At 69.9% G+C, this 20,534-nt stretch carries 16 protein-coding genes; 7 read left to right on the forward strand and 9 right to left on the reverse strand.

Annotated features, from left to right (window positions below; all coding sequences use genetic code 11):
- Window positions 1–17 precede the first annotated feature (17 nt).
- Window positions 18–641, forward strand: coding sequence for a hypothetical protein (locus tag AC1DMN_RS13675; protein ID WP_477231093.1), 624 nt, complete (start codon window positions 18–20; stop codon window positions 639–641).
- 270 nt (window positions 642–911) lie between these two features.
- On the opposite strand, the gene rpoC is transcribed toward AC1DMN_RS13675, so the two are convergent.
- The 3 genes from rpoC to AC1DMN_RS13690 form a co-directional block, all read right to left on the reverse strand.
- Window positions 912–4,778 (reverse strand): DNA-directed RNA polymerase subunit beta', encoded by a 3,867-nt coding sequence (rpoC, locus tag AC1DMN_RS13680; RefSeq protein ID WP_477384417.1) that lies wholly within the window; start codon window positions 4,776–4,778, stop codon window positions 912–914.
- Window positions 4,779–4,858: 80 nt separating this feature from the next.
- Complete coding sequence (gene rpoB, locus AC1DMN_RS13685; protein ID WP_477384419.1) at window positions 4,859–8,359, reverse strand: DNA-directed RNA polymerase subunit beta; 3,501 nt, start codon at window positions 8,357–8,359, stop codon at window positions 4,859–4,861.
- Window positions 8,360–8,600: 241 nt separating this feature from the next.
- Entirely contained in the window at window positions 8,601–10,109 is a 1,509-nt protein-coding gene (locus AC1DMN_RS13690) for a glycoside hydrolase family 3 protein (RefSeq protein WP_477231094.1), read from the reverse strand.
- 156 nt (window positions 10,110–10,265) lie between these two features.
- Here AC1DMN_RS13690 and AC1DMN_RS13695 point away from each other — a divergent pair, with 156 nt between their 5' ends.
- The 4 genes from AC1DMN_RS13695 (at window position 10,266) to AC1DMN_RS13710 (ending at window position 12,934) form a co-directional block, all read left to right on the forward strand.
- Window positions 10,266–11,132 carry a spermidine synthase gene (locus AC1DMN_RS13695; protein WP_477384421.1) on the forward strand — a complete coding sequence of 289 codons (867 nt, stop codon included), beginning with the start codon at window positions 10,266–10,268 and terminating at the stop codon, window positions 11,130–11,132.
- A 164-nt stretch (window positions 11,133–11,296) separates the two neighbouring features.
- Window positions 11,297–11,824 (forward strand): hypothetical protein, encoded by a 528-nt coding sequence (locus AC1DMN_RS13700; RefSeq protein WP_477231096.1) that lies wholly within the window; start codon window positions 11,297–11,299, stop codon window positions 11,822–11,824.
- A 106-nt stretch (window positions 11,825–11,930) separates the two neighbouring features.
- On the forward strand, window positions 11,931–12,419 hold the full coding sequence (locus AC1DMN_RS13705) for a SprT-like domain-containing protein (RefSeq protein ID WP_440735108.1): 489 nt from the start codon (window positions 11,931–11,933) through the stop codon (window positions 12,417–12,419).
- On the forward strand, window positions 12,416–12,934 hold the full coding sequence (locus AC1DMN_RS13710; RefSeq protein ID WP_477231097.1) for a hypothetical protein: 519 nt from the start codon (window positions 12,416–12,418) through the stop codon (window positions 12,932–12,934). The genes AC1DMN_RS13705 and AC1DMN_RS13710 overlap by 4 nt, the downstream gene beginning before the upstream one ends.
- Window positions 12,935–12,957: 23 nt before the next feature.
- Here AC1DMN_RS13710 and AC1DMN_RS13715 read toward each other — a convergent pair whose 3' ends face one another.
- From AC1DMN_RS13715 to AC1DMN_RS13725, 3 genes are all read right to left on the reverse strand, one after another.
- Complete coding sequence (locus AC1DMN_RS13715) at window positions 12,958–14,418, reverse strand: ABC transporter permease (protein WP_440735106.1); 1,461 nt, start codon at window positions 14,416–14,418, stop codon at window positions 12,958–12,960.
- On the reverse strand, window positions 14,415–15,209 hold the full coding sequence (locus AC1DMN_RS13720) for an ABC transporter ATP-binding protein (RefSeq protein WP_477384423.1): 795 nt from the start codon (window positions 15,207–15,209) through the stop codon (window positions 14,415–14,417). Before AC1DMN_RS13720 ends, AC1DMN_RS13715 begins: the two co-directional genes overlap by 4 nt.
- 113 nt (window positions 15,210–15,322) lie before the next feature.
- On the reverse strand, window positions 15,323–16,762 hold the full coding sequence (locus AC1DMN_RS13725) for an MFS transporter (protein ID WP_477384425.1): 1,440 nt from the start codon (window positions 16,760–16,762) through the stop codon (window positions 15,323–15,325).
- A gap of 101 nt (window positions 16,763–16,863) precedes the next feature.
- On the opposite strand from AC1DMN_RS13725, the gene AC1DMN_RS13730 reads away from it, so the two are divergent.
- On the forward strand, window positions 16,864–17,715 hold the full coding sequence (locus AC1DMN_RS13730) for a helix-turn-helix domain-containing protein (protein WP_477231099.1): 852 nt from the start codon (window positions 16,864–16,866) through the stop codon (window positions 17,713–17,715).
- 60 nt (window positions 17,716–17,775) lie between these two features.
- On the opposite strand, the gene AC1DMN_RS13735 is transcribed toward AC1DMN_RS13730, so the two are convergent.
- The 3 genes from AC1DMN_RS13735 to AC1DMN_RS13745 form a co-directional block, all read right to left on the reverse strand.
- The gene (locus AC1DMN_RS13735; protein ID WP_477231100.1) at window positions 17,776–18,564 is read right to left on the reverse strand and encodes a hypothetical protein; all 789 of its coding nucleotides are present in this window, start codon (window positions 18,562–18,564) and stop codon (window positions 17,776–17,778) included.
- Window position 18,565: 1 nt separating this feature from the next.
- Window positions 18,566–18,910 carry a helix-turn-helix transcriptional regulator gene (locus AC1DMN_RS13740; RefSeq protein WP_477231101.1) on the reverse strand — a complete coding sequence of 115 codons (345 nt, stop codon included), beginning with the start codon at window positions 18,908–18,910 and terminating at the stop codon, window positions 18,566–18,568.
- A gap of 137 nt (window positions 18,911–19,047) precedes the next feature.
- Window positions 19,048–19,548: a carboxymuconolactone decarboxylase family protein gene (locus tag AC1DMN_RS13745; protein WP_477231102.1), complete on the reverse strand. Its 501-nt coding sequence runs from the start codon at window positions 19,546–19,548 to the stop codon at window positions 19,048–19,050.
- Window positions 19,549–19,634: 86 nt separating this feature from the next.
- Here AC1DMN_RS13745 and AC1DMN_RS13750 point away from each other — a divergent pair, with 86 nt between their 5' ends.
- Window positions 19,635–20,504, forward strand: coding sequence for a LysR family transcriptional regulator (locus AC1DMN_RS13750; RefSeq protein WP_440735099.1), 870 nt, complete (start codon window positions 19,635–19,637; stop codon window positions 20,502–20,504).
- Window positions 20,505–20,534 lie beyond the last annotated feature (30 nt).

Raw genomic sequence — 20,534 nt, forward strand, 5'->3', positions numbered from 1 at the left:
GGCCCTATCCTGACGCCATGAAGACACGCAGCGCCGCGGTCGCCCTCGCCGCCCTCACCCTCGTCGCCGCGCTGGCCGCGTGCACCCCGACGTTGCCCGGTACCGCCTCGAGCCCGTCCGCCTCCGCAGGCGGCACCGCGGCCGGATCGGATCCGGCGCACCCGACGAAGAGCCCCTCCCCCGGCACCAGCAGCTCACCCACGCCCAGTCCGACGTCGACGCCGGTCGCCCTGCCGACCGACTGCAGGGCGATCCTGTCCGCCGATGTGCTCTCGCAGCTCGGCGACACCCCGTTGAACTCCCCCGTGTACGGGCCGAGCGGCGTGCAGTCCGACGGCAGCCTGATCTGCATCTGGGCGGATCCGAAGGCCGACACCACGAACATCACCACCACGATCTCGCGCAAGTACCGCGGTGAGGCTCTGGACATGCTGAACGGCCTCGTCAAGACCGACGGCTTCAGTTGCTACACACCGGACAAGGGCACGCGCTGTGAGAAGGAATGGGCGGATCCCAAGTACCCCGTCACCGACGGGCGCACCCTGTTCTGGCGCGATGACGTGCTCATCGACACGCGGTACTCCAACCTCTCCCCGAACGGCTACACGTCGAGCATCGTGGCGAGCATCTTCGGATCCTGACCTCCGACGCATCTCGCGTTCGGGAGGAGAATTCGCGGATCGGCGGAGGAACGCACGCGTATCCTCCTCCCGAACGCGAGTTCTCCTCCTTGGAAGGTGCGGGTTCGCGGATCCGGATACGCGAAGACCCCCGGATCCGTGTGGATCCGGGGGTCTTCGTCAGACGATCAGTCCAGGTTTCGACTCGGTCGCGCTGCGCGCGTCCTCGCTCAACCTTGCGTCGATCTGGGCTCAACGCTGCTCCGCAGCATTGAGCCCAGCCGACGCAACTCAGTTGTAAGTGCCGGGCGTGATGTCGTCGGTCGAGAACGCGTCGAAGTCGACGTAGCCGAAGTCGCCCTCGGCGTACGCGCCGTCGGATGCGAAGATCCGGTTCGGGTAGCGCTCGCTCTTGGCCTCCTCGGTCGCCTCCACCGTGATGTCGCGGTAGCGGCGCAGACCGGTCCCCGCGGGGATCAGCTTTCCGATGATGACGTTCTCCTTGAGGCCGACCAGCGGGTCGCTCTTGCCCTCCATGGCGGCCTGCGTGAGCACGCGGGTCGTCTCCTGGAAGGACGCGGCCGACAGCCACGACTCGGTCGCGAGCGACGCCTTCGTGATACCCATCAGCTCCGGACGGCCGGACGCGGGGCGCTTGCCCGCGGCCACGGTCGCACGGTTGACGTCCTGGTACCGACGCGCGTCGAGCATCTCACCGGGCAGCAGACCGGTGTCGCCGTGGTCGACCACGGTGACCTTCCGGAGCATCTGGCGCACGATGACCTCGATGTGCTTGTCGTGGATCGGCACACCCTGGGAGCGGTACACGYCCTGCACKCCGYTGACGAGGTAGCGCTGCACCTCACGGGCGCCCATGACGCGCATGACCTCCTTGGGGTCGAGCGTGCCGACCTGCAGCGGGTCGCCGACCGAGACGTGCTGGCCGTCCTCGACGAGAAGCGTCGCACGCTTCAGCACCGGGTAGACCACTTCCTCGTCGCCGTTGTCGGGCGTGAGGATGACCTTCTTCGACTTGTCGGTCTCCTCGATCGTGATGCGGCCGTCGGCCTCGGCGATCGGGGTGGCGCCCTTCGGGGTACGGGCCTCGAAGAGCTCCTGCACACGGGGCAGACCCTGGGTGATGTCACCGGCCGAAGCGAGGTGGAAGGTACGCATCGTCAGCTGAGTACCGGGCTCACCGATCGACTGGGCCGCGATGATGCCGACGGCCTCGCCGATGTCCACCGTCTTGCCGGTGGCGAGCGAGCGGCCGTAGCACTGCGCGCAGACGCCGACAGCCGAGTCGCAGGTCAGCACGGAGCGGACCTTGATCGACTCCACGCCCGCCGCGACGAGCTTGTCGATGAGCACRTCGCCGACGTCCTCACCGGCCGTCGCGACGACCTCTCCGGCCGCGTTCACGACGTCGGAGGCGAGCGTACGGGCGAACACGGAGTTCTCCACGTTCGCGTCGCGCACCAGCTCGCCGGCGCTGTTCGGCGCGGCGATCGGCAGCTCCAGGCCCTTCGACGTGCCGCAGTCGTCCTCACGGATGATGACGTCCTGCGAGACGTCGACCAGACGACGGGTCAGGTAGCCCGAGTCGGCCGTACGCAGAGCGGTGTCGGCGAGACCCTTACGGGTACCGTGCGTGGCGATGAAGTACTCCGCCACCGACAGGCCCTCGCGGTACGAGGAGATGATCGGACGCGGGATGAACTCACCCTTGGTGTTGTTCACCAGACCACGCATACCGGCGATGTTACGGATCTGCAGCCAGTTACCACGCGCTCCCGACGACACCATGCGGTTGATGGTGTTGTCCTCAGGGAAGTTCGCCTGCATCTCGGCCTGGACCTCGTTGGTCGCCTTCGTCCAGAGCTCGACGAGCTCCTGACGACGCTCGGCGTCGGTGGTCAGACCCTTGTCGTACTGCGCCTGGATCTTCTCGGCCTGCTTCTCGTAGCCCGCGACGATCTCCGCCTTGTTCGGCGGGGTGATGACGTCACTGAGCGCGACGGTCACACCCGAACGCGTGGCCCAGTAGAAGCCGGCGTCCTTGATGCGGTCCAGGGACGCGGCGGTCTCGACCTTCGGGTACTCCTCGGCGAGCTTGTTGACGATCTGCGAGAGCTTGCCCTTGTCGGCGACCTCGCGCACGAACGGGTAGCCCTTGGGCAGGGTGTCGTTGAAGATCGCCTGGCCGAGCGATGCGTCCACGAGGCCGTGGCTCGCATAGCCCTCGGGGGCCTCGCCCTCGAGGAAGGTCAGACCCGGGATGCGGATGCGGACCTTGGCCTGCAGGTCGAGGGTGCCCTCGTCCTTGGCCAGGATCGCCTCGCCCACGGAGCCGAACGCACGRCCCTCGCCGRKCGCRCCSYYCTTGACCGTGGTCAGGTGGTGCAGGCCGATGATCATGTCCTGCGAGGGCAGGGTGACCGGGCGGCCGTCGGACGGCTTGAGGATGTTGTTCGAGGCGAGCATCAGCACGCGGGCCTCGGCCTGGGCCTCGACCGACAGCGGCAGGTGCACCGCCATCTGGTCACCGTCGAAGTCGGCGTTGAACGCCGCGCAGACGAGCGGGTGCAGCTGGATGGCCTTGCCCTCGACGAGCTGCGGCTCGAAGGCCTGGATGCCCAGGCGGTGCAGCGTGGGGGCGCGGTTCAGCAGCACGGGGCGCTCGCGGATGATCTCCTCGAGCACGTCCCAGACCTCGGGGCGCATGCGCTCGACGGCGCGCTTGGCCGCCTTGATGTTCTGGGAGTGCCCCAGGTCGATCAGGCGCTTGATCACGAACGGCTTGAACAGCTCGATCGCCATCGTCTTCGGCAGACCGCACTGGTGCAGCTTGAGCTGCGGGCCGACGATGATGACCGAACGGCCCGAGTAGTCCACGCGCTTGCCGAGCAGGTTCTGGCGGAAGCGACCCTGCTTGCCCTTCAGCATGTCGCTGAGGGACTTCAGGGCGCGGTTGCCGGTGCCGGTGACGGGACGACCGCGGCGGCCGTTGTCGAACAGCGCGTCGACGGCCTCCTGCAGCATCCGCTTCTCGTTGTTGACGATGATCTCGGGGGCGCCGAGGTCGATCAGACGACGAAGACGGTTGTTGCGGTTGATCACGCGGCGGTACAGGTCGTTCAGGTCGCTGGTCGCGAAGCGGCCACCGTCCAGCTGCACCATCGGGCGCAGCTCCGGCGGGATCACCGGCACGACGTCGAGCACCATGGCGGCCGGGCTCATGCCGGTCTCCAGGAACGAGTTCACGACCTTGAGGCGCTTGATCGCGCGGATCTTGCGCTGACCCTTGCCCTCGGAGATCTGCAGGTGCAGCTTCTCCGACTCGGCGGCGAGGTCGAAGGCCGCGAGGCGACGCTGGATCGCCTCGGCGCCCATGTGCGCCTCGAAGTACTGGCCGAACCGGTCCTGCAGCTCGTGGAACACGTCGTCCTCAGGACGCAGGGCTCCGACCTCGAGGGTGCGGAAGTCCTCCCACACGCGCTCGAGCTTGACGATCGCCTCGTCAGCGCCCTTGCGGATCAGGGACATCTCCTTCTCGGCGGCGTCCTTGACCTTCTTCTTGGCGTCGGCCTTGGCACCCTCGGCCTCGAGGGCCGCGAGCTCCTCCTCCAGCTTGGCCAGGCGCTCCGCGATCTTGGCGTCGCGGCGGTCGCCGAGCGTCTTCAGCTCGAGGCGGATGTTGTTCTCCTGGGTCGCCAGGTCGCGGTGACGCGCGTCCTCGTCGACCGAGATGACCATGTACGCGGCGAAGTAGATGACCTTCTCGAGGTCCTTCGGCGCCATGTCCAGCAGGTAGCCGAGGCGCGAGGGCACGCCCTTGAAGTACCAGATGTGGGTGACGGGTGCGGCGAGCTCGATGTGGCCCATGCGCTCACGACGGACGGAGCTCTTGGTGACCTCCACGCCGCAGCGCTCGCAGACGATGCCCTTGAAGCGGACACGCTTGTACTTGCCGCAGGCGCACTCCCAGTCGCGGGAAGGGCCGAAGATCTGCTCGCCGAAGAGGCCGTCCTTCTCCGGCTTCAGCGTGCGGTAGTTGATGGTCTCGGGCTTCTTGACCTCACCGTACGACCACTTGCGGATGTCGTCTGCGGTGGCGAGGCCGATGCGAAGCTCATCGAAGGTTGTTGCGTCGAGCACTAGTTCTCCTGTGTCGAAATTCTCTTAAGAAAAAGTCAGGGCCTCGGGGGATCAGGAACGGATCCGGATCCCCCGAATGCTCAGATCTCGTCGATGGATGCGGACTCGAAGCGGCTGGAGATGTTGATCCCCAGCTCCTCGGCGGCGCGGAAGGCCTCGTCATCGGTGTCGCGGAGGTTGACCGCCGTGCCGTCTGCCGAGAGGACCTCGACGTTCAGGCAGAGCGACTGCATCTCCTTCATGAGCACCTTGAACGACTCCGGGATACCCGGCTCCTGGATGTTCTCGCCCTTGACGATCGCCTCGTACACCTTGACGCGGCCGAGGATGTCGTCGGACTTGATCGTGAGGAGCTCCTGCAGCGCGTACGCGGCGCCGTAGGCCTCGAGCGCCCACACCTCCATCTCACCGAAGCGCTGGCCACCGAACTGGGCCTTACCGCCGAGCGGCTGCTGGGTGATCATCGAGTAGGGGCCCGTCGAGCGCGCGTGGATCTTGTCGTCGACGAGGTGGTGGAGCTTCAGGATGTACATGTAGCCCACGGAGATCTGCCCCGGGAACGGCTCGCCGGAGCGGCCGTCGAACAGGGTGGTCTTRCCGGACGAGTCGATCAGGCGCACGCCGTCACGGGTCGGCAGCGTCGAGTCGAGGAGACCTTCGATCTCCTCCTGGTGAGCGCCGTCGAACACCGGGGTCGCGACCTTGGTGCCGGGGGCGACGTCGAACGCCTCCTCGGGCAGCTGCGCGGCCCACTCCGGGKTGCCCTCGAYCTTCCAGCCCTGCTTGGCGATCCACCCGAGGTGGGTCTCSAGCACCTGGCCGAAGTTCATGCGGCCCGGGATGCCGAGCGGGTTCAGGATGACGTCGACCGGGGTGCCGTCGGAGAGGAAAGGCATGTCCTCGACGGGCAGGATCTTCGCGATGACACCCTTGTTGCCGTGGCGGCCGGCGAGCTTGTCGCCCTCGGTGATCTTGCGCTTCTGGGCGATGAAGACCACGACGCGGCGGTTGACGCCGGAGCCGAGCTCGTCGTCGCCGTCCTCGGCGTTGAACTCCTTGACCGCGATGACGGTGCCCTGCTCGCCGTGCGGCACCTTCAGGGAGGTGTCGCGGACCTCGCGGCTCTTCTCGTTGAAGATCGCGCGGAGCAGGCGCTCCTCGGCGCTCAGCTCGGTCTCGCCCTTCGGCGTGACCTTGCCGACGAGGATGTCGCCGGGGCGGACCTCGGCGCCGATGCGGATGATGCCGCGCTCGTCCAGGTCCTTCAGCAGCTCAGGGCTGACGTTGGGGAGGTCACGGGTGATCTCCTCCTTGCCCAGCTTCGTGTCGCGCGAGTCGACCTCGTACTCCTCGATGTGGATCGAGGAGAGGGTGTCGTCCTTCACCAGATCCTGGCTGAGGATGATCGCGTCCTCGAAGTTGTGACCCTCCCACGTCATGAACGCGACGAGGAGGTTCTTGCCGAGCGCGAGCTCGCCGTTCTCCGTGGCGGGGCCGTCGGCGATGACCTCGCCGACCTCGACCCGCTCACCGGCGGAGACGACGACCTTCTGGTTGTAGGAGGTGCCGTGGTTCGAGCGGTCGAACTTGCGCAGGTAGTACTCCTGCGTGCCGCCCTCGTCGAGCATGACCACGACGCGGTCGGCGGAGACCTCGGAGACCACACCGGCCTTGTCGGCGGTGATCACGTCACCCGCGTCGATGGCGGCGTAGCCCTCCATACCGGTGCCGACGAACGGCGACTCGGAACGGAGCAGCGGCACGGCCTGGCGCTGCATGTTGGCGCCCATGAGCGCGCGCTGCGCGTCGTCGTGCTCGAGGAAGGGCACGAGCGAGGTCGCGACCGACACCATCTGGCGCGGCGAGACGTCGATGTAGCCGATCTCGGCGGGGAGGAACATGTCGACCTCGCCGGATCCGCCCTTCGGGCGCGCCAGCACGTGCGCCTCGGTGAAGCGACCCTCGGCATCGAGCGGGGCGTTCGCCTGCGCGATGTTGAAGTCGACCTCCTCGGCGGCGGTCAGGTAGTCGATGTGCTCGGTGACCTTGCCGTCCTCGACCTTGCGGTACGGGGTCTCGATGAAACCGAACGAGTTGATCCGCGCGAACGTGGCGAGCGAGCCGATCAGGCCGATGTTCGGGCCTTCCGGGGTCTCGATCGGGCACATGCGGCCGTAGTGCGAGGGGTGCACGTCGCGCACCTCGACGCCGGCGCGGTCGCGGCTGAGGCCACCGGGGCCGAGGGCCGAGAGGCGGCGCTTGTGGGTCAGACCCGCGAGCGGGTTGTTCTGGTCCATGAACTGCGACAGCTGCGAGGTGCCGAAGAACTCCTTGATCGCGGCGACGACGGGGCGCACGTTGATCAGGGTCTGCGGGGTGATCGCCTCGATGTCCTGCGTGGTCATGCGCTCGCGGACGACGCGCTCCATGYGGGACAGACCGGTGCGGACCTGGTTCTGGATGAGCTCGCCGACCGCGCGGATGCGACGGTTGCCGAAGTTGTCGATGTCGTCGGTCGCGAGACGGATCTCCGCCTTCTTGCCACCGCGGATGCCCTCGAAGGTCTCGACGCCGGCGTGAATGCGCACCAGGTACTTGATGGTCTCGACGATGTCCTTGACCGTGAGCACCGACTCGTCCAACGGCAGGTCGAGACCCAGCTTCTGGTTGATCTTGTAACGGCCGACCTTGGCGAGGTCGTAGCGCTTCGCGTTGAAGTAGAAGTTGTCCAGCAGCGCGCGGGCGGCCTCGGCGGCGACCTGCTCGCCCGGACGGAGCTTGCGGTAGATGTCGCGGAGCGCGTCCTCCTTGGTGAGGATCGTGTCCTTCGCGAGGGTCTCCTCGATCGAGGCGAAGCCGGCGAACTCGGCGAGGATCTCCTCGCTGGTCAGGCCCAGCGCCTTGAGGAAGACGGTGACGGACTGCTTGCGCTTGCGGTCGATGCGCACGCCGACCTGGTCGCGCTTGTCGATCTCGAACTCGAGCCAGGCGCCGCGGGACGGGATGACGCGCGCGGACACGATGTCCTTGTCGCTGGTCTTGTCGGCGGTCTTGTCGAAGTAGACGCCCGGGGAGCGGACCAGCTGCGAGACGACGACGCGCTCGGTGCCGTTGATGATGAACGTGCCCTTGGCGGTCTGCAGCGGGAAGTCGCCCATGAAGACCGTCTGGGTCTTGATCTCACCGGTCTGGTGGTTCATGAACTCGGCCTCGACGTAGAGCGGGGCCGCGTAGGTCTTGCCGCGCTCCTTGCACTCCTCGATGGAGTACTTCTCGGGCTCGAGGTACGGGTTCGTGAACGAGAGCTGCATGGTCTCGCTCAGGTCCTCGATCGGGGAGATCTCCTCGAAGATCTCCTCGAGGCCGCTGGCCTCGGCCAGATCCTTGCGGCCGGACTTCTTGCCGTCGGCGACGCGCTTCTTCCAGGCCTCGTTGCCCACGAGCCAGTCGAAGGACTCGGTCTGCAGGGCGAGCAGGTCGGGGACCGTCAGCGTGTCGGAGATCTTGGCGAACGAGAGGCGGGAGTGGCCGCGTCCGTTCTTGTTGGTGGTGGGGGTGGATGCGTTGCGAGCAGCAGCCAAGGGAATAACCTCCGTGAGCCCCGAAGGGCGTCTCGATTCCTCGTCGTCAGGTGGAGTGCGCCGCGTCACACGGCCGCACGCCGAAGGCGCTCTGTCGAGGAGCGAGGACGTACGGAGTTCTGCCGACCACCATATGAGGGCAGGGAGGAGCGAGGCGCAAAGATCAACTATAGTTCCGAAATCGCGACATGGCAAGCGCGATTCTTGACCTTCTGCCCCGAGGGGGGTATAACCACGGGCGTCAGGCGCGGACGAGCAGCTCTCGGGCGAGCTCGGCAGCGATCCTGCTGCTGGCGCGCACGTCCACGACGGGCAGTGCGACGTCGGCGCCGGGCAGGCCGACGTTCACGACGACCGCACCGGGAGCAGCGTCCGCGACCGCCGCGACGAACCTGCGCTGCGCCTCGTCGGTATCGATCCGGTCGACCAGCACCGCGATCCGGGATCCGCTCGCGGAGGCCGCGGAGCGGGCCTCGTCGACGGCTCCCGCAATCTCCGCGGCACCGGCGCGCTCGACATCGACCCGACGTGACCAGCCGCCGGCCGCCAGCGCGTCGACGACGTACGGCGCGGCGCTGTCGACGGCGAGGGTCGCGCGGCGACGCGCATCCAGCACCGCGAGTCCGCCCGTCGGGGCGCCGAGGTCGCCGCGCACGGTGAGCGAACGGCGCACGATGTCGCGCATGTCGGCCGGCGGGACCGCGTCCGCGCCGGCACGCTCCGCGGCGAGCAGGTCGGCCAGACGCGCGACCCGCGCTCCCGCCTCGGCGACGCGCTGAACGCTCAGCGTTCCATCGGCGAGCGCCTCGACGATCGCGTCCTTCGCGGCATGGAAGTCGCGCTGATCCTGATCGACCGCCGCGGCGTCCCCCGGGTTGGTCGGGTTGCCGATGCAGAGCAGGTCGGCCCCCGCGGTGAGCGCGCCGACCGCTCCCCCGCCGATGCCGACCGACTCCCGGATCGCCGCCATGTCGAGGGCGTCGGTCACGATCACGCCGTCGAACCCCTCGGCGCGGAGCATCCCGAGCACGCGGGGGTTGAGCGTGGCGGGCGCTTCCCCCCATGCAGGGACGACGATGTGCGCCGTCATCACGGACAGCGCCCCCGCCGCGATCGCGGCGCGGAACGGCTCGACGTGCACCCGATCGAATTCAGCCGGATCCCCCGCGATCCGCGGCAGACCGTGGTGCGAGTCGACCGCGGTGTCGCCGTGGCCGGGGAAGTGCTTGACGCATGCCGCGACGCCGGATCCCTGGATGCCCTCGATCTCCGCCGCGGCGTGCCGGGACACCAGCCCGGTCTGCGCTCCGAACGCCCGCACCCCGATGACGGGGTTGCGGGGATCGGTGTTGACGTCGGCGACGGGGCCGATGAGCACGTCGCCGCCCGCCTCGCGGACGCGGCGGGCGAGTTCCGCTCCGGTCGCGCGCGTGGCGGCGGAGTCGTCGAGGGCGCCGAGCTGCGCAGCGCCCGGGACGGTCGACCCGGTGAGGCCCTCGAGGCGGGTGACGCTGCCGCCCTCCTCGTCGATGCCGATGAGCGCACGAGGGTTGGCGTCGTGGATCGCCGCGCTCAGGCGGTCCAGGTGCGGCGAGAGGTTCTGCGCGAAGTAGACGACGCCGGCGAGGCCGCCCCGCAGCTCCGCGGCGAGCCAGTCCGGCAGTTCGGCGCCGAAGAAGCCGGGCCACAGCACGCCGTTGGCGAGGCGGGAGAGATCGTCGGCATGGGCGGCGCTGCGGTCGGGCGTCATGGGGTCTCCTCGTCGATCCGTCGGCGTCGTCGCGCCGCATTAAGCATCCACTACTAACAAAACTGGTGCAAGCATGCGACGGCCGCCGTGCTCCTGCTCCGCGGCGACGATCGGCGCCGGCGCGCAGGTCGCCGCGGATCGCCCTACGCTCGTGTCATGGGCAGAGCGCGGGCGAAGGACACCGACCATCCGGCGGCACGTCTGGGATCCGGCGGGATCGCGCGGGTGATCCCCGCGGAGTTCGGCGGCGGGTTCGAACTGCTCATCGACGAGACCCCGCAGTCGCACGTGGACCTCGCCGATCCCACCCATCTGCACTTCGAGTACATCGTGCGGATGGGCGCCCTGATCGACCAGCTCACCTCCCCCGGCGCGGCGATCACCGCCGCGCACCTCGGAGCCGGCGCGCTGACCATCCCGCGCTACATCGCGGCCACTCGCCCCGGATCCCGGCAGCAGGTGATCGAGCTGGAGGCCCCACTGGTCGAGCTGGTGCGCGAACATCTTCCGCTGCCGCGGGGGGCCGCGATCCGCATACGCATCGGCGACGCCCGCGAAGGCGTGCGCCGCCTTCCGCCGGCGCTGCGCGGGTCGGTCGACCTGGTGGTCGCCGACGTCTACTCGGGCGCGCAGACTCCCGCGCACCTGACCAGCGTCGAGTTCTACGCCGAGCTCGCCCAGCTGCTGGCGCCGGCCGGCGTGCTGCTCGTGAACGTCGCCGACGGCCCCGGCCTCGCGTTCGCCCGACGCCAGGTGGCGACCATCCGCGCGGTGCTGCCGGAGGTCGCGATCCTCGCCGACGCCCAGATCCTGAAGGGCCGCCGGTTCGGCAACCTCGTGCTCGCGGCGTCGAACGGGCCGCTCCCGGCCGACGCGCTGCCACGCATCCTCGCCGCGGGTCCACATCCGGCGAAGCTGGCCCACGGCGCCGAGGTGACCGCGTTCGCCAAGGATGYGGCGATCGTCACCGACGCCACCGCGGTGGCCTCGCCCCGGCCGGATGCCGGCCTCTTCCTGCGCTGAGCGTCTGATCGCACGGCCCTCGGACACCGGATGCTCTCAGGATCCGGTCGCGTCGCTCAGCCCGAAGCACCGGTTTCTCACGGCACGCCCTGGGGCCTTCGCGGATGCGCCGCAGACGCAGGCAGACTGGAGGACACGGCGAGGCAGTGCAGGAGGACGGGCGCGTGGGCTACATCAAGGGATACGACCCGGACTCTCTGCGCGAGCTGGTGGATCCGGCCGAGTGCGAGGCGCGACTGGTCGAGATCTCCGACCTGCGGAGCCTCCCGTCGATGCTCGAGCGGGTGTGGCTGCTGAAGGTGCTCGACCGCCTGGACGACGCACTCGTGCTGGCCGACGAGGCCGTGCGGCAGGCCCGTATGGCGGGCACCCGCAAGGACCTGCTGCGCGCTCGCGTGCTGCGCGCCACGGTGCAGCAGTACCGCGGGGCGCACGCCGCCGCCGACCACGAGCTGACGGCCTGCGTGGCCGAGGCCGAGGGCCAGGGCTGGGTGCCGATCGCCGCGTTCGCGCACCAGCACCGCGGCCGCAACGCATTCGAGGCCGGCGACTTCGACCAGGCCAGGGAGAGCTTCAAGCGCACCGTGTTCCTGCGTCGCGAGGCCGGCGCCGACGATGCGACGCTGGAGGCCGCGCTGCTCGCGGTCGACACGGTCGAGCGCCGGCGCGACCCGGTGGCCGTCAACGGCTGACGCGGGACCGAGCACGGCCGACGCGGACCCGGGCATGGATCCGCGTGCTGCGCGAGCTGCGCGAGCTGCGCGCCGGAGTGTCCCCGGCATCGCCTAACGTGAATGCATGGCCGAGTTGGAGCGAGTGCGGATCTGGGGCGAGGCCCTGATCCGCCTGCATCTGGATCCGACCTGGACGTTCGGCTTCGACAACGCCAAGCGCCGCGCCGGCGCCTGCAACTACCGCGACAAGCGGATCACCGTCTCCCGCTATCTCGCGGCGCGGTTCGAGGACGACGAGATCCACCAGGTGCTCCTGCACGAGGTGGCCCACGCCGTGGCCGGCCACGACGCCGCGCATGGAGCCGCCTGGAAGCGAGTCGCCCGCACGCTGGGATACGTGGGCGGCACCACGCACCACGGCGAGACGGCGACCGAGCTGGCGCCGTGGGTGGGCCGCTGTCCGACCGGCCATGTGACGTACCGGCACCGGCGCCCCACTCGGGCGTCCTCGTGCGCGCGCTGCTCGCGTCGCTACGACGACCGCTTCCTGCTGGTCTGGACCCGCCGCGAGATCACAGCCGCGGACCGCCGGGCGGCGGTGCTGCCGCGATGACGACCACGAATCTGAAGCTGCGGCACGTGCAGCTGAAATTCCGGATCTCTGCGAGCGCGGACGCCGCGTGGGCGGCTCTTCATTCCCCTGCCGTGCTCACCGCACTGTATGCACCCGTGCTCGTCGTCGAACCCCTCACGCACGCCGACGACGGCTCCCTGCTGCACAGCGCGGTGCGGCTGCGCCTGTTCGGTCTGATCACCGTGGGCACCCAGCTGATCGGGGCGTACGACGAGTCCCGTGAGCACAAGGGCGAGACCGTGCGGATCCTGCGCGACAGCGGCATCCCACTCACCGGTCCGCTCGCCTCCCTCGATGTCTGGGACCACCGGATGGCCGTCTCCGCCCTGCCGGACGGTCGGGCGCTCTGGCGCGACCGGCTCGTGTTCGCGGGGCCCGGATCCGCTCTGCTCCTGCCCGTGCTGTGGGCGGCATGGCAATGGCGCGGGTGGCGGATCCGCCGTCTCGCGCGCGGCTGGGACAGGGCCGCGGAGCAGTCTCGCGGCCCTGCCTGACTCCGTCCGCGCCGAGCCGATCCTCAGTCCGCGGCGAGAGCCTCGACCGGGGCGACGCGGGTCGCGAGCCGGGTCGGGGTGGCGGAGGCCACGAGCGTGAGCACAGCGGTGCAGGCCACGATCGCGACGACCGGGATCCACGGCACGACCGGCGGGATGAGCCCCGCGGGATGGAAGTCGGGCATCGAAGGGACGGATCCGAGCAGCGACTGCGCGGCGATCCAGCCGTAGGCGACACCCAGCACGAGGCCCGTCGCCGTGGCGGCGATCGTCACGTGCGCGGCCTCGAGCAGCACCATGCGGCGCACCTGGCGGCTGCTCAGCCCGATCGCGCGCAGCAGGCCCAGTTCGCGGCGGCGCTGCACGACGCCGATCGTGAGCAGGTTCACCAGCCCGACCGCGGCGATCACCGCCGACACCGCGACCAGCACCATCATCACGGTGCCGAAGGCGTCGAACGGGGCGAAGAACCCGGGCGGCAGCTCCTCGGCGCTCGAGCGCACCATGAGCGCCTTCGCCGATTCCAGCGCCACGGCGAACATGGTCACGAGCGTGACCCCCATCACCACGCCGATGGCCATGCGGCTCGAACGTTCGGGATGGCGCAGCGCGTTCTCAGCGGCGAGGCGGGCCGTCACACCGCGGCCGAACAGGCGCCCCACCAGCCGCAGCACGGGCGGCATCACCAGCACCGATCCGATCGCGAGCCCGCTGAACGAGAACACTCCGCCGAAGAAGGCCACCACGACGCCGAGCGGCGAGGACAGCCCGACCACGACACCGCCGGCCAGCAGCACGCCGCCGAGCACGAACATCGTGATCGCGCCGAGATGCCTGGTCACGCCTGCCCCGGTCTCGGCGACCGAGCGCTCTGCGGAACCCGCCAGTGCCTGCAGCGGGGTGACGGTCAGCACGCGCCTGGATCCGGCCCAGGCGGCGAGCCACGTGGTCAGCGCCACGCCGACGGCGGGGATCAGCGCCCCCGGCTGCAGCGGCGAGAAGCCCTGCGGCGGGTGGTCGAAGACGAGGGATCCGATCGCGGCACCGGCCCAGCTCAGCAGGACGCCCGCGGCGAGCCCCAGCACGGCGCCGATGACGCCGACTGCGAGCCCCTGACTCGCGACCTCCGACCGCTGCGCCCGCGCCGAGGCGCCGATCAGCCGCATCAGGGCGATGCGCCGGGTGCGGCCGGCGACGATGGTGGCGAACGTGTTGGCGGTGACGATCGCGGCGACATACATCGCCACGGCGGTGAGCAGCACCGACAGGATCCGCACCACGTAGGCGAGGGTCTCGCTGTCGCCGAGGAACGGATCGTTCTGCAGCAGGGCGCCCAGGTAGAACGTGGTGTCGACGAGGATCACACCGAAGGCGGCGGTGAGGGCGGCGACGAAAACGCTCGAGCCCATGCCGCGCTCCCGCAGGAACGCGAGCCTCGATGGGGTCAGCGGAGTCTCGAGCAGGGTCGGGGCGACGGCGGTCATGCCGGCACCCCCGCCGAGTGCGCACCCACGGGCGCGGGAGCCCCGCCGGAGAGCATGAGGGTGGCGATCTCGTCGGCGCTGCGACGAGGGTGGTCGGCGACGATCCGGCCGTCGCCGAGGAACAGCACGCGGTCGGCGTAGCTGGCGGCGACCGCGTCGTGCGTGACCATGGCGATCGACTGGCCCTGCTCACGACTCGCGGTGGAGAGCAACTGCAGCACCTCGCGACCGGAGGCGGAGTCGAGGTTTCCGGTGGGCTCGTCGGCGAAGACCAGATCCGGTGCGGTGGCCAACGCCCGGGCGATCGCCACCCGCTGCTGCTGACCGCCGGAGAGCTGGTGCGGGCGGTGCCGCAGGCGCGGCCCGATCCCGAGGATGTCGACCAGCGAGTCGATCCGCGCCCGCTCGATCGCGGAGGGACGGCGCCCGTCCAGCTCGAACGGCAACAGGATGTTGCCGAGCGCGTCGAGGGTGGGAATCAGGTTGAAGGCCTGGAAGAYGAAGCCCACGCGGCGACGGCGCAGGATCGTGAGGTCGAGGTCGCCGAGCCCCGTGATCTCGGTGTCGCCGATCCAGGCGCGACCCTGAGTGGGGGTGTCGAGCCCCGCCATGATGTGCATGAGCGTGGACTTGCCGGACCCTGAGGCGCCCATGATCGCCGTGAACTGGCCACGGCGGATGCCGACGCTGACATCGTCGAGGGCGCGCACCGCGCCCTCGCCGGATCCGTAGGTCTTGGTGAGGTGCTGGACGCGGGCCGCAAGACCCAGGTCGGTCGTCGTGATCTCCATGCCTTCGACGCTAAGGATCCGCATCGGCCCTCCGCGTCGGCCTGCGGATCCATCCCCGTACATCGCAAGGATGATCCGCGCCTCCTCTCGCGCGTCGCCACCTTGCGGGAGACTCAGGCCGCCTTCTTCGGTGCGCGCGGAATCGCGAATGCCGTCACGACCGCGCCCGCGAAGCAGACGGCCGCATTGATCGAGAGAGCGGTCGACACCCCTGTCAGCACCGGGAGGGTCCCCACCACCGCGGCCCCGGCGGCTGCGGTCACGATCGCCGACATGACGGGCGTGCCCAGGGCGATGCCGATCTGCTGGCTCATGGTCGCCAGCCCTGTCGCCAGCCCCTGCTCGGCGTCCGGCAGGCCAGAGGTGGCGGTGACCATGAACCCGACGATGGCGACAAGATTGGCGACGCCGCCGATGAAGGTCGCGATCAGGAGCACGGCCAGCCGTGCCTGCAGATCGCCGAGGAACGCGAGCGGGATCGTGGCGAGCCCCTGGATCACGAGGCCGGCGACGATGGCGCGCCTGCCCCCGATCCAGCCGATGATCCGCGGTGCGATCACCCCTCCGATCACGGTGCCCATGCCCATCACCGCGAATGCGAGCCCCGCCTGCAGCGCGGTGTATCCGCGCACCTCCTGGAGGAAGACCGTCAGCAGGAAGACCACGGATGTCTGCGTGGCGAAGGCGAGGATGCCGGCGACATTGCCCCAGCCGGTCGTCCGCCGCGACAGCACCCGCAGCGGCACCAACGGTTCCGGCACCGCACGCTCGATGAGAAGGAACGCGACGACCAGCACGGCGGCGATTCCCAGAGGCCCCCAGCTCCGCATGTCACCCCAGGAATGCTGGCCGGCCTGGGTCAGGCCGTACACGCCCGCGACGAGCGCCAAGGTCACCGTCACGGCTCCCGCCGCGTCCAGCCGTCGACGCTGCGGCGCCCTGGTCTCCTTCAGCACCGCCGGACCGATCACCAGCACGGCCACCGCGACGATCACGTTGACGAAGAACGCCCATCGCCAGCTGATCAGGTCGGTGAGGAGACCGCCGAGGATCGCCCCGGTGGTGAAGCCCGCAGCCATCAGCGCCCCATTGATGCCGAGGGCCTTCTCCCGCATCGCCCCCTCCGGAAAAGAAGTGGTCAGCAGTGACAGGGCCGCCGGAGTCACCGCGGCGGTGGCGATGYCCTGCGCCACGCGCGCCATCAGGAGCAGCCAGGGTTCGTCGGCGAGTCCACCGACCAGGGAGGCCGCGCCGAGGAGCGCGATCCCGGCGAGGAACTGACGTCGCCGCCCGAACAGGTCGGCGAAGCGGCCGAAGAGCAACGTGAACCCTGCAGCGCACACGGCGAAGGCGGTCGAGATCCATTGCAGGTCGGCGAGGCCGAACCCGACGTCGACGCCGATGCGCGGCAGAGCGACGTTGAGGATCGAGAAGTCCACGGCCAGCGTGAAGCTCGCTGTGAGCAGGACGAGGAGCGCGACGCGCTGTCTGATACTGAAGACGGAGCGCGGCGCGCGCGGACCAGCGGGCGTGAGCGAGGGATGAGCAGTCATGTCGTCAACCTTCGAACGCGACATGACTCTCAACCAGATCCTGCGCTGGGTACCACCGACAGGGGCACCCTGCAGGTCGAGCAGTCCGCCACACTGGAACGATGAGCACCCGCCAACACGCCCGCCGGGCGAGCGAACTCGGTGACTTCCTCCGCAGCCGGCGGGACGCCGTCGCGCCGGCCGACGTCGGGATCAGCATGTGGGGTGCGCGCAGGGTGCCTGGACTGCGACGCGAGGAGCTCGCCCAGATCGCGGGCATCTCGGTGAACTACTACACCCGGCTCGAGCAGGGCCATTCCGCGAACGCGAGCGACTCGATCATCGACGCGCTCGCCCGAGCCTTGGACCTCGACGACGCAGAACGCGCGCATCTCTTCGAGCTGGCGCGGCCGACTCCCGCCCCGCGCCGACGCGGCACCCGCGCGGAGGTTCCGAACACCGGCGCGCTCGCGCTGCTCGCGTCGATGCCCGCGGTTCCCGCGTTGCTCCTGGGCCGACGCAACGACATCCTGGCCTGGAACCCGTTGGGGCATGCTCTGCTGGCCGGGCATCTCCCCTTCACGGCGCCGGACGCCCCCGCGACGCGACCCAACCAGATGCGGATGCTATTCCTCGACCCTCACACTCGCGAGCTCCATCGCGACTGGGCCGACGAGGCAGCGCTCGCGGTCTCCTCACTGCGCTACATCGCCGCGCAGTACCCGGACGACCGGATGCTCGCCGAACTCGTCGGCGACCTCGCGATGCGGAGCGCGGACTTCGCCCGGCTCTGGGCGAAGCACGATGTCAGACTCTGTTCGAGCGGCGAGAAGAAGCTGCACCACCCCCTCGTCGGCGACGTCGATCTGCACTACGAGGCACTGCACCTGCCTGACGGCAACGGTCAGCGCCTCCTCACCCACATCGCCGCTCCCGGCAGCCCGGCGGCTGACGCGCTTCAACTCCTCCGCTGAGCGCACCCGTCGTCTTGGCGCCCACCGCCGTCTCCGCCTCCAGGGCGAAGGAGGAGGGGCTCAGGCAGGAGCCGGCGCGGCGGGTGCGGAGACGCCGTGGCGGAGGAAGCGAGCGAGAACGACGAGGGCGACGACGCCCGCGACCAGGGCGATCGCGCCGTCACTGAGGCGCACGCCGACCCCGGCCACGGCGAGGCCCCGCACGAGGTCGAGGGCGACCGAGAGCGCACCCGAGCCGAACCCGGCCAGACCCACGCCGAGGAAGGCCACGGCGCTCGCGATGAGAAGCATGCGCCGGTCCTCCCGAGCGATCGGCACGGCCCCGCGGAGACGCCGGACCAACAACCAGACCGCGAGCAGGATGATGCCGAGGACTCCGGCCGCGAGCCGCTCGGAGACGATCTCGTCGGAGTGGTGCATCGCCGCAGCAGCAGCACAGCTGCCCGCCTGCGGGAAGAACCCCAGGAAGTCGCCGCATCGCGCAGCCGTGTACGTCACGCCGTACGCGTCGCCGGCGAGGAATGCGGGCCCCCAGATCGCCTCGAGCGCCCAGGACACCAGCCCGCTGAGCCCGATCACGATGAACCCGAGGGCGACGACGAGCCATCCTCCGCTGAGAAGTCCCAGGACCCGGCGCCGCGGAGAACGCGTCCTGGCCACGGCGGCCTGGTCTCCGAATCGTCGCACGGCGACCTCCGCGGCCTCGGCGGATTCCACGCCCTGCGCCTGAAGGGCCGCCTGCGCATCGCGCAGGTGCCCGTCCGTCTCGGCGAGCAGGCGCCAGGTGTCCTCGCCCGCGCCCAGGCGGTCGGCGAGCTGCGCCACGTAGCGATCGATCGCGTCGGTCATCTCACGCCCCCTGCACGGCCGGCCGGATCGCGGGAGCCGCCAGCGTCGAGGCCACCCCGTCGGCGAAACGCTGCCACGCTCCGGCCTCCCGGGTCAGCTGAGCCGCACCGACGGGCGTGATCGCGTAGACCCGGCGCCGCCGACCGTCGTGCACCCATTCGCTCGCGATCGAACCGGTTCGCTCCAGCCGGTGCAGCGCCGGATACAGCGAGCCCTCCGGCACGTCGAACTCGCCGCCGCTCGCCATGCGCAGCGCCTCGGCGAGCGCGTAGCCGTGGGCGGATCCGCGCGCGAGCGTCGCCAGGATCAGCATCTCGAGATTGCCTCGGAGTCGTTCGTCTGCCATGAGCCGACTTTACCTAGACAGTCGATGCATAGACAGTCTAGGTCGCTGTGAATTCGCCGAGGGCTCGAGATCGATCCGAGGTCACCCCGGCCGGTTGACGGCCAGGGCGACCCGCCCGGCGCGATCGGGCTCGCGGCTCACATCGATCCGGTCCAGGCGTGCGTGGAGACGCCGACCGCGTTCCAGGCGTTGATCACCACGATGAGCGAGACGAGCGCACCGAGCTCTTCCGGCGAGAAGCGCGTGGCGGCGGCCGCCCAGTCCGCGTCCGGCACATGCGTCTCGGAGAGGCGGGTGATGCTCTCGGTGAGCGCGAACGCGGCACGCTCCCGCGCGGTGAAGAACGGCGACTCCTGCCACACCGCGACCGCGGCGATCCGGGCGGCGGTGTCGCCGGCCTTGGCGGCGTCGCCCGCGTGCAGGTCGACGCAGTAGCTGCAGCCGTTGATCTGCGACGCCCGCAGCCGCACCAGCTCGCGCAGCCGTGCGTCGATGCCCGCGGCGTCGAGCTCGCGGACCATCGCCGCGTCGAGCCCGGCGAGCGCCCGGGAGAAGCGCGGGGCGACCGTGTCGATGTCGAGACGGACGGGGATCGGGACGGTCGGCTCGGTCTGGGTCGAGGTCTCGGTGATGGTCATGGTGTTTCCTTTCGTCCTCTTCAGAATCGACGATGCAGATCCATCCGTCCAACAGCTGATCCCTATCGCTATCATCTGTCTGAGAGATGGAACTCCACCAGTTGCGCTACGTCCTCGCCGTCGTCGAGACCGGCTCCTTCACCGCGGCCGCCGCACGTGTGCGTGTGAGTCAGTCCGGCGTGAGCACGCAGGTGCAGAAGCTCGAGCGCGAGCTCGGCATCGCCCTGTTCGACCGCACTTCGCGCCGAGTGGCTCTCACCCAGGAGGGCGAGCGGCTCATGCCCGCGATCCGGGCGGCGCTCGAGGCGATCGGCGAGATCGGCGCCACCGCCGCCGACCTGCGCGGACTGCTGCTCGGGACGCTCCGCGTCGGCACCGTGTTCGGCCTCACCTGGCCGCGGTTCTACGACGCGCTCGCCGAGATCAGCGCTGCGCATCCGGGGCTCGAGCTGAGGCTGCGCGAGGACACGTCCGCCCAGCTCACCGGCGCGGTCCGCCGCGGCGAGATCGACATCGCGCTCGTCGCCTGGGCTGAGCAGGCGCCGGAGGGTCTGGGGTCCGAGGTCGTGTTCGACGATCCGATGGTCGCCGTGGTGGCGCCCTCCCATCCCTGGGCGGCGCGGCGTCGTATCCGCCCGGACGAGCTGATCGGCATGGACCTCATCGCCCTCCCGGAGGGCACCGGCGACCGGGCGGCTCTGGACGCCCTGCTCGCCGGACGCCCGGGCGCGGGGACCCCGCATTGGGAGGTGTCCACGCCCTCCGCGGTCGAGAAGCTCGCGGTGCGCGGCCTCGGCGTCGGTGTCGTCAGTGCCGCCACCTGCCGACGCTGGGAGGGGATCCGAGCGATCCCGATCGACGCTCCGCACGTGCGCTCGCGCCTCGGCGTGGTGTGGCGGGCGACGCCGACCCGCGCCGCACGCGCGCTGTGGGAGCTGCTGCGCGAGGCGGACTGAGCGCGAGCAGGACAGCTGCAGGAGGCGGGC

The sequence above is a fragment of the Microbacterium sp. 01T413_2 genome (assembly GCF_056398985.1).

Excerpts from the sequence above, each read along its gene's own strand:
- AC1DMN_RS13745 (WP_477231102.1), bottom strand. The coding sequence starts at position 19,548 with ATGACCATCACCGAGACCTCGACCCAGACCGAGCCGACCGTCCCGATC.
- AC1DMN_RS13740 (WP_477231101.1), bottom strand. The coding sequence starts at position 18,910 with ATGGCAGACGAACGACTCCGAGGCAATCTCGAGATGCTGATCCTGGCG.
- AC1DMN_RS13715 (WP_440735106.1), bottom strand. The coding sequence starts at position 14,418 with ATGACCGCCGTCGCCCCGACCCTGCTCGAGACTCCGCTGACCCCATCG.
- AC1DMN_RS13710 (WP_477231097.1), top strand. The coding sequence starts at position 12,416 with ATGACGACCACGAATCTGAAGCTGCGGCACGTGCAGCTGAAATTCCGG.
- AC1DMN_RS13735 (WP_477231100.1), bottom strand. The coding sequence starts at position 18,564 with ATGACCGACGCGATCGATCGCTACGTGGCGCAGCTCGCCGACCGCCTG.
- AC1DMN_RS13730 (WP_477231099.1), top strand. The coding sequence starts at position 16,864 with ATGAGCACCCGCCAACACGCCCGCCGGGCGAGCGAACTCGGTGACTTC.
- AC1DMN_RS13690 (WP_477231094.1), bottom strand. The coding sequence starts at position 10,109 with ATGACGCCCGACCGCAGCGCCGCCCATGCCGACGATCTCTCCCGCCTC.
- AC1DMN_RS13675 (WP_477231093.1), top strand. The coding sequence starts at position 18 with ATGAAGACACGCAGCGCCGCGGTCGCCCTCGCCGCCCTCACCCTCGTC.
- AC1DMN_RS13750 (WP_440735099.1), top strand. The coding sequence starts at position 19,635 with ATGGAACTCCACCAGTTGCGCTACGTCCTCGCCGTCGTCGAGACCGGC.
- AC1DMN_RS13705 (WP_440735108.1), top strand. The coding sequence starts at position 11,931 with ATGGCCGAGTTGGAGCGAGTGCGGATCTGGGGCGAGGCCCTGATCCGC.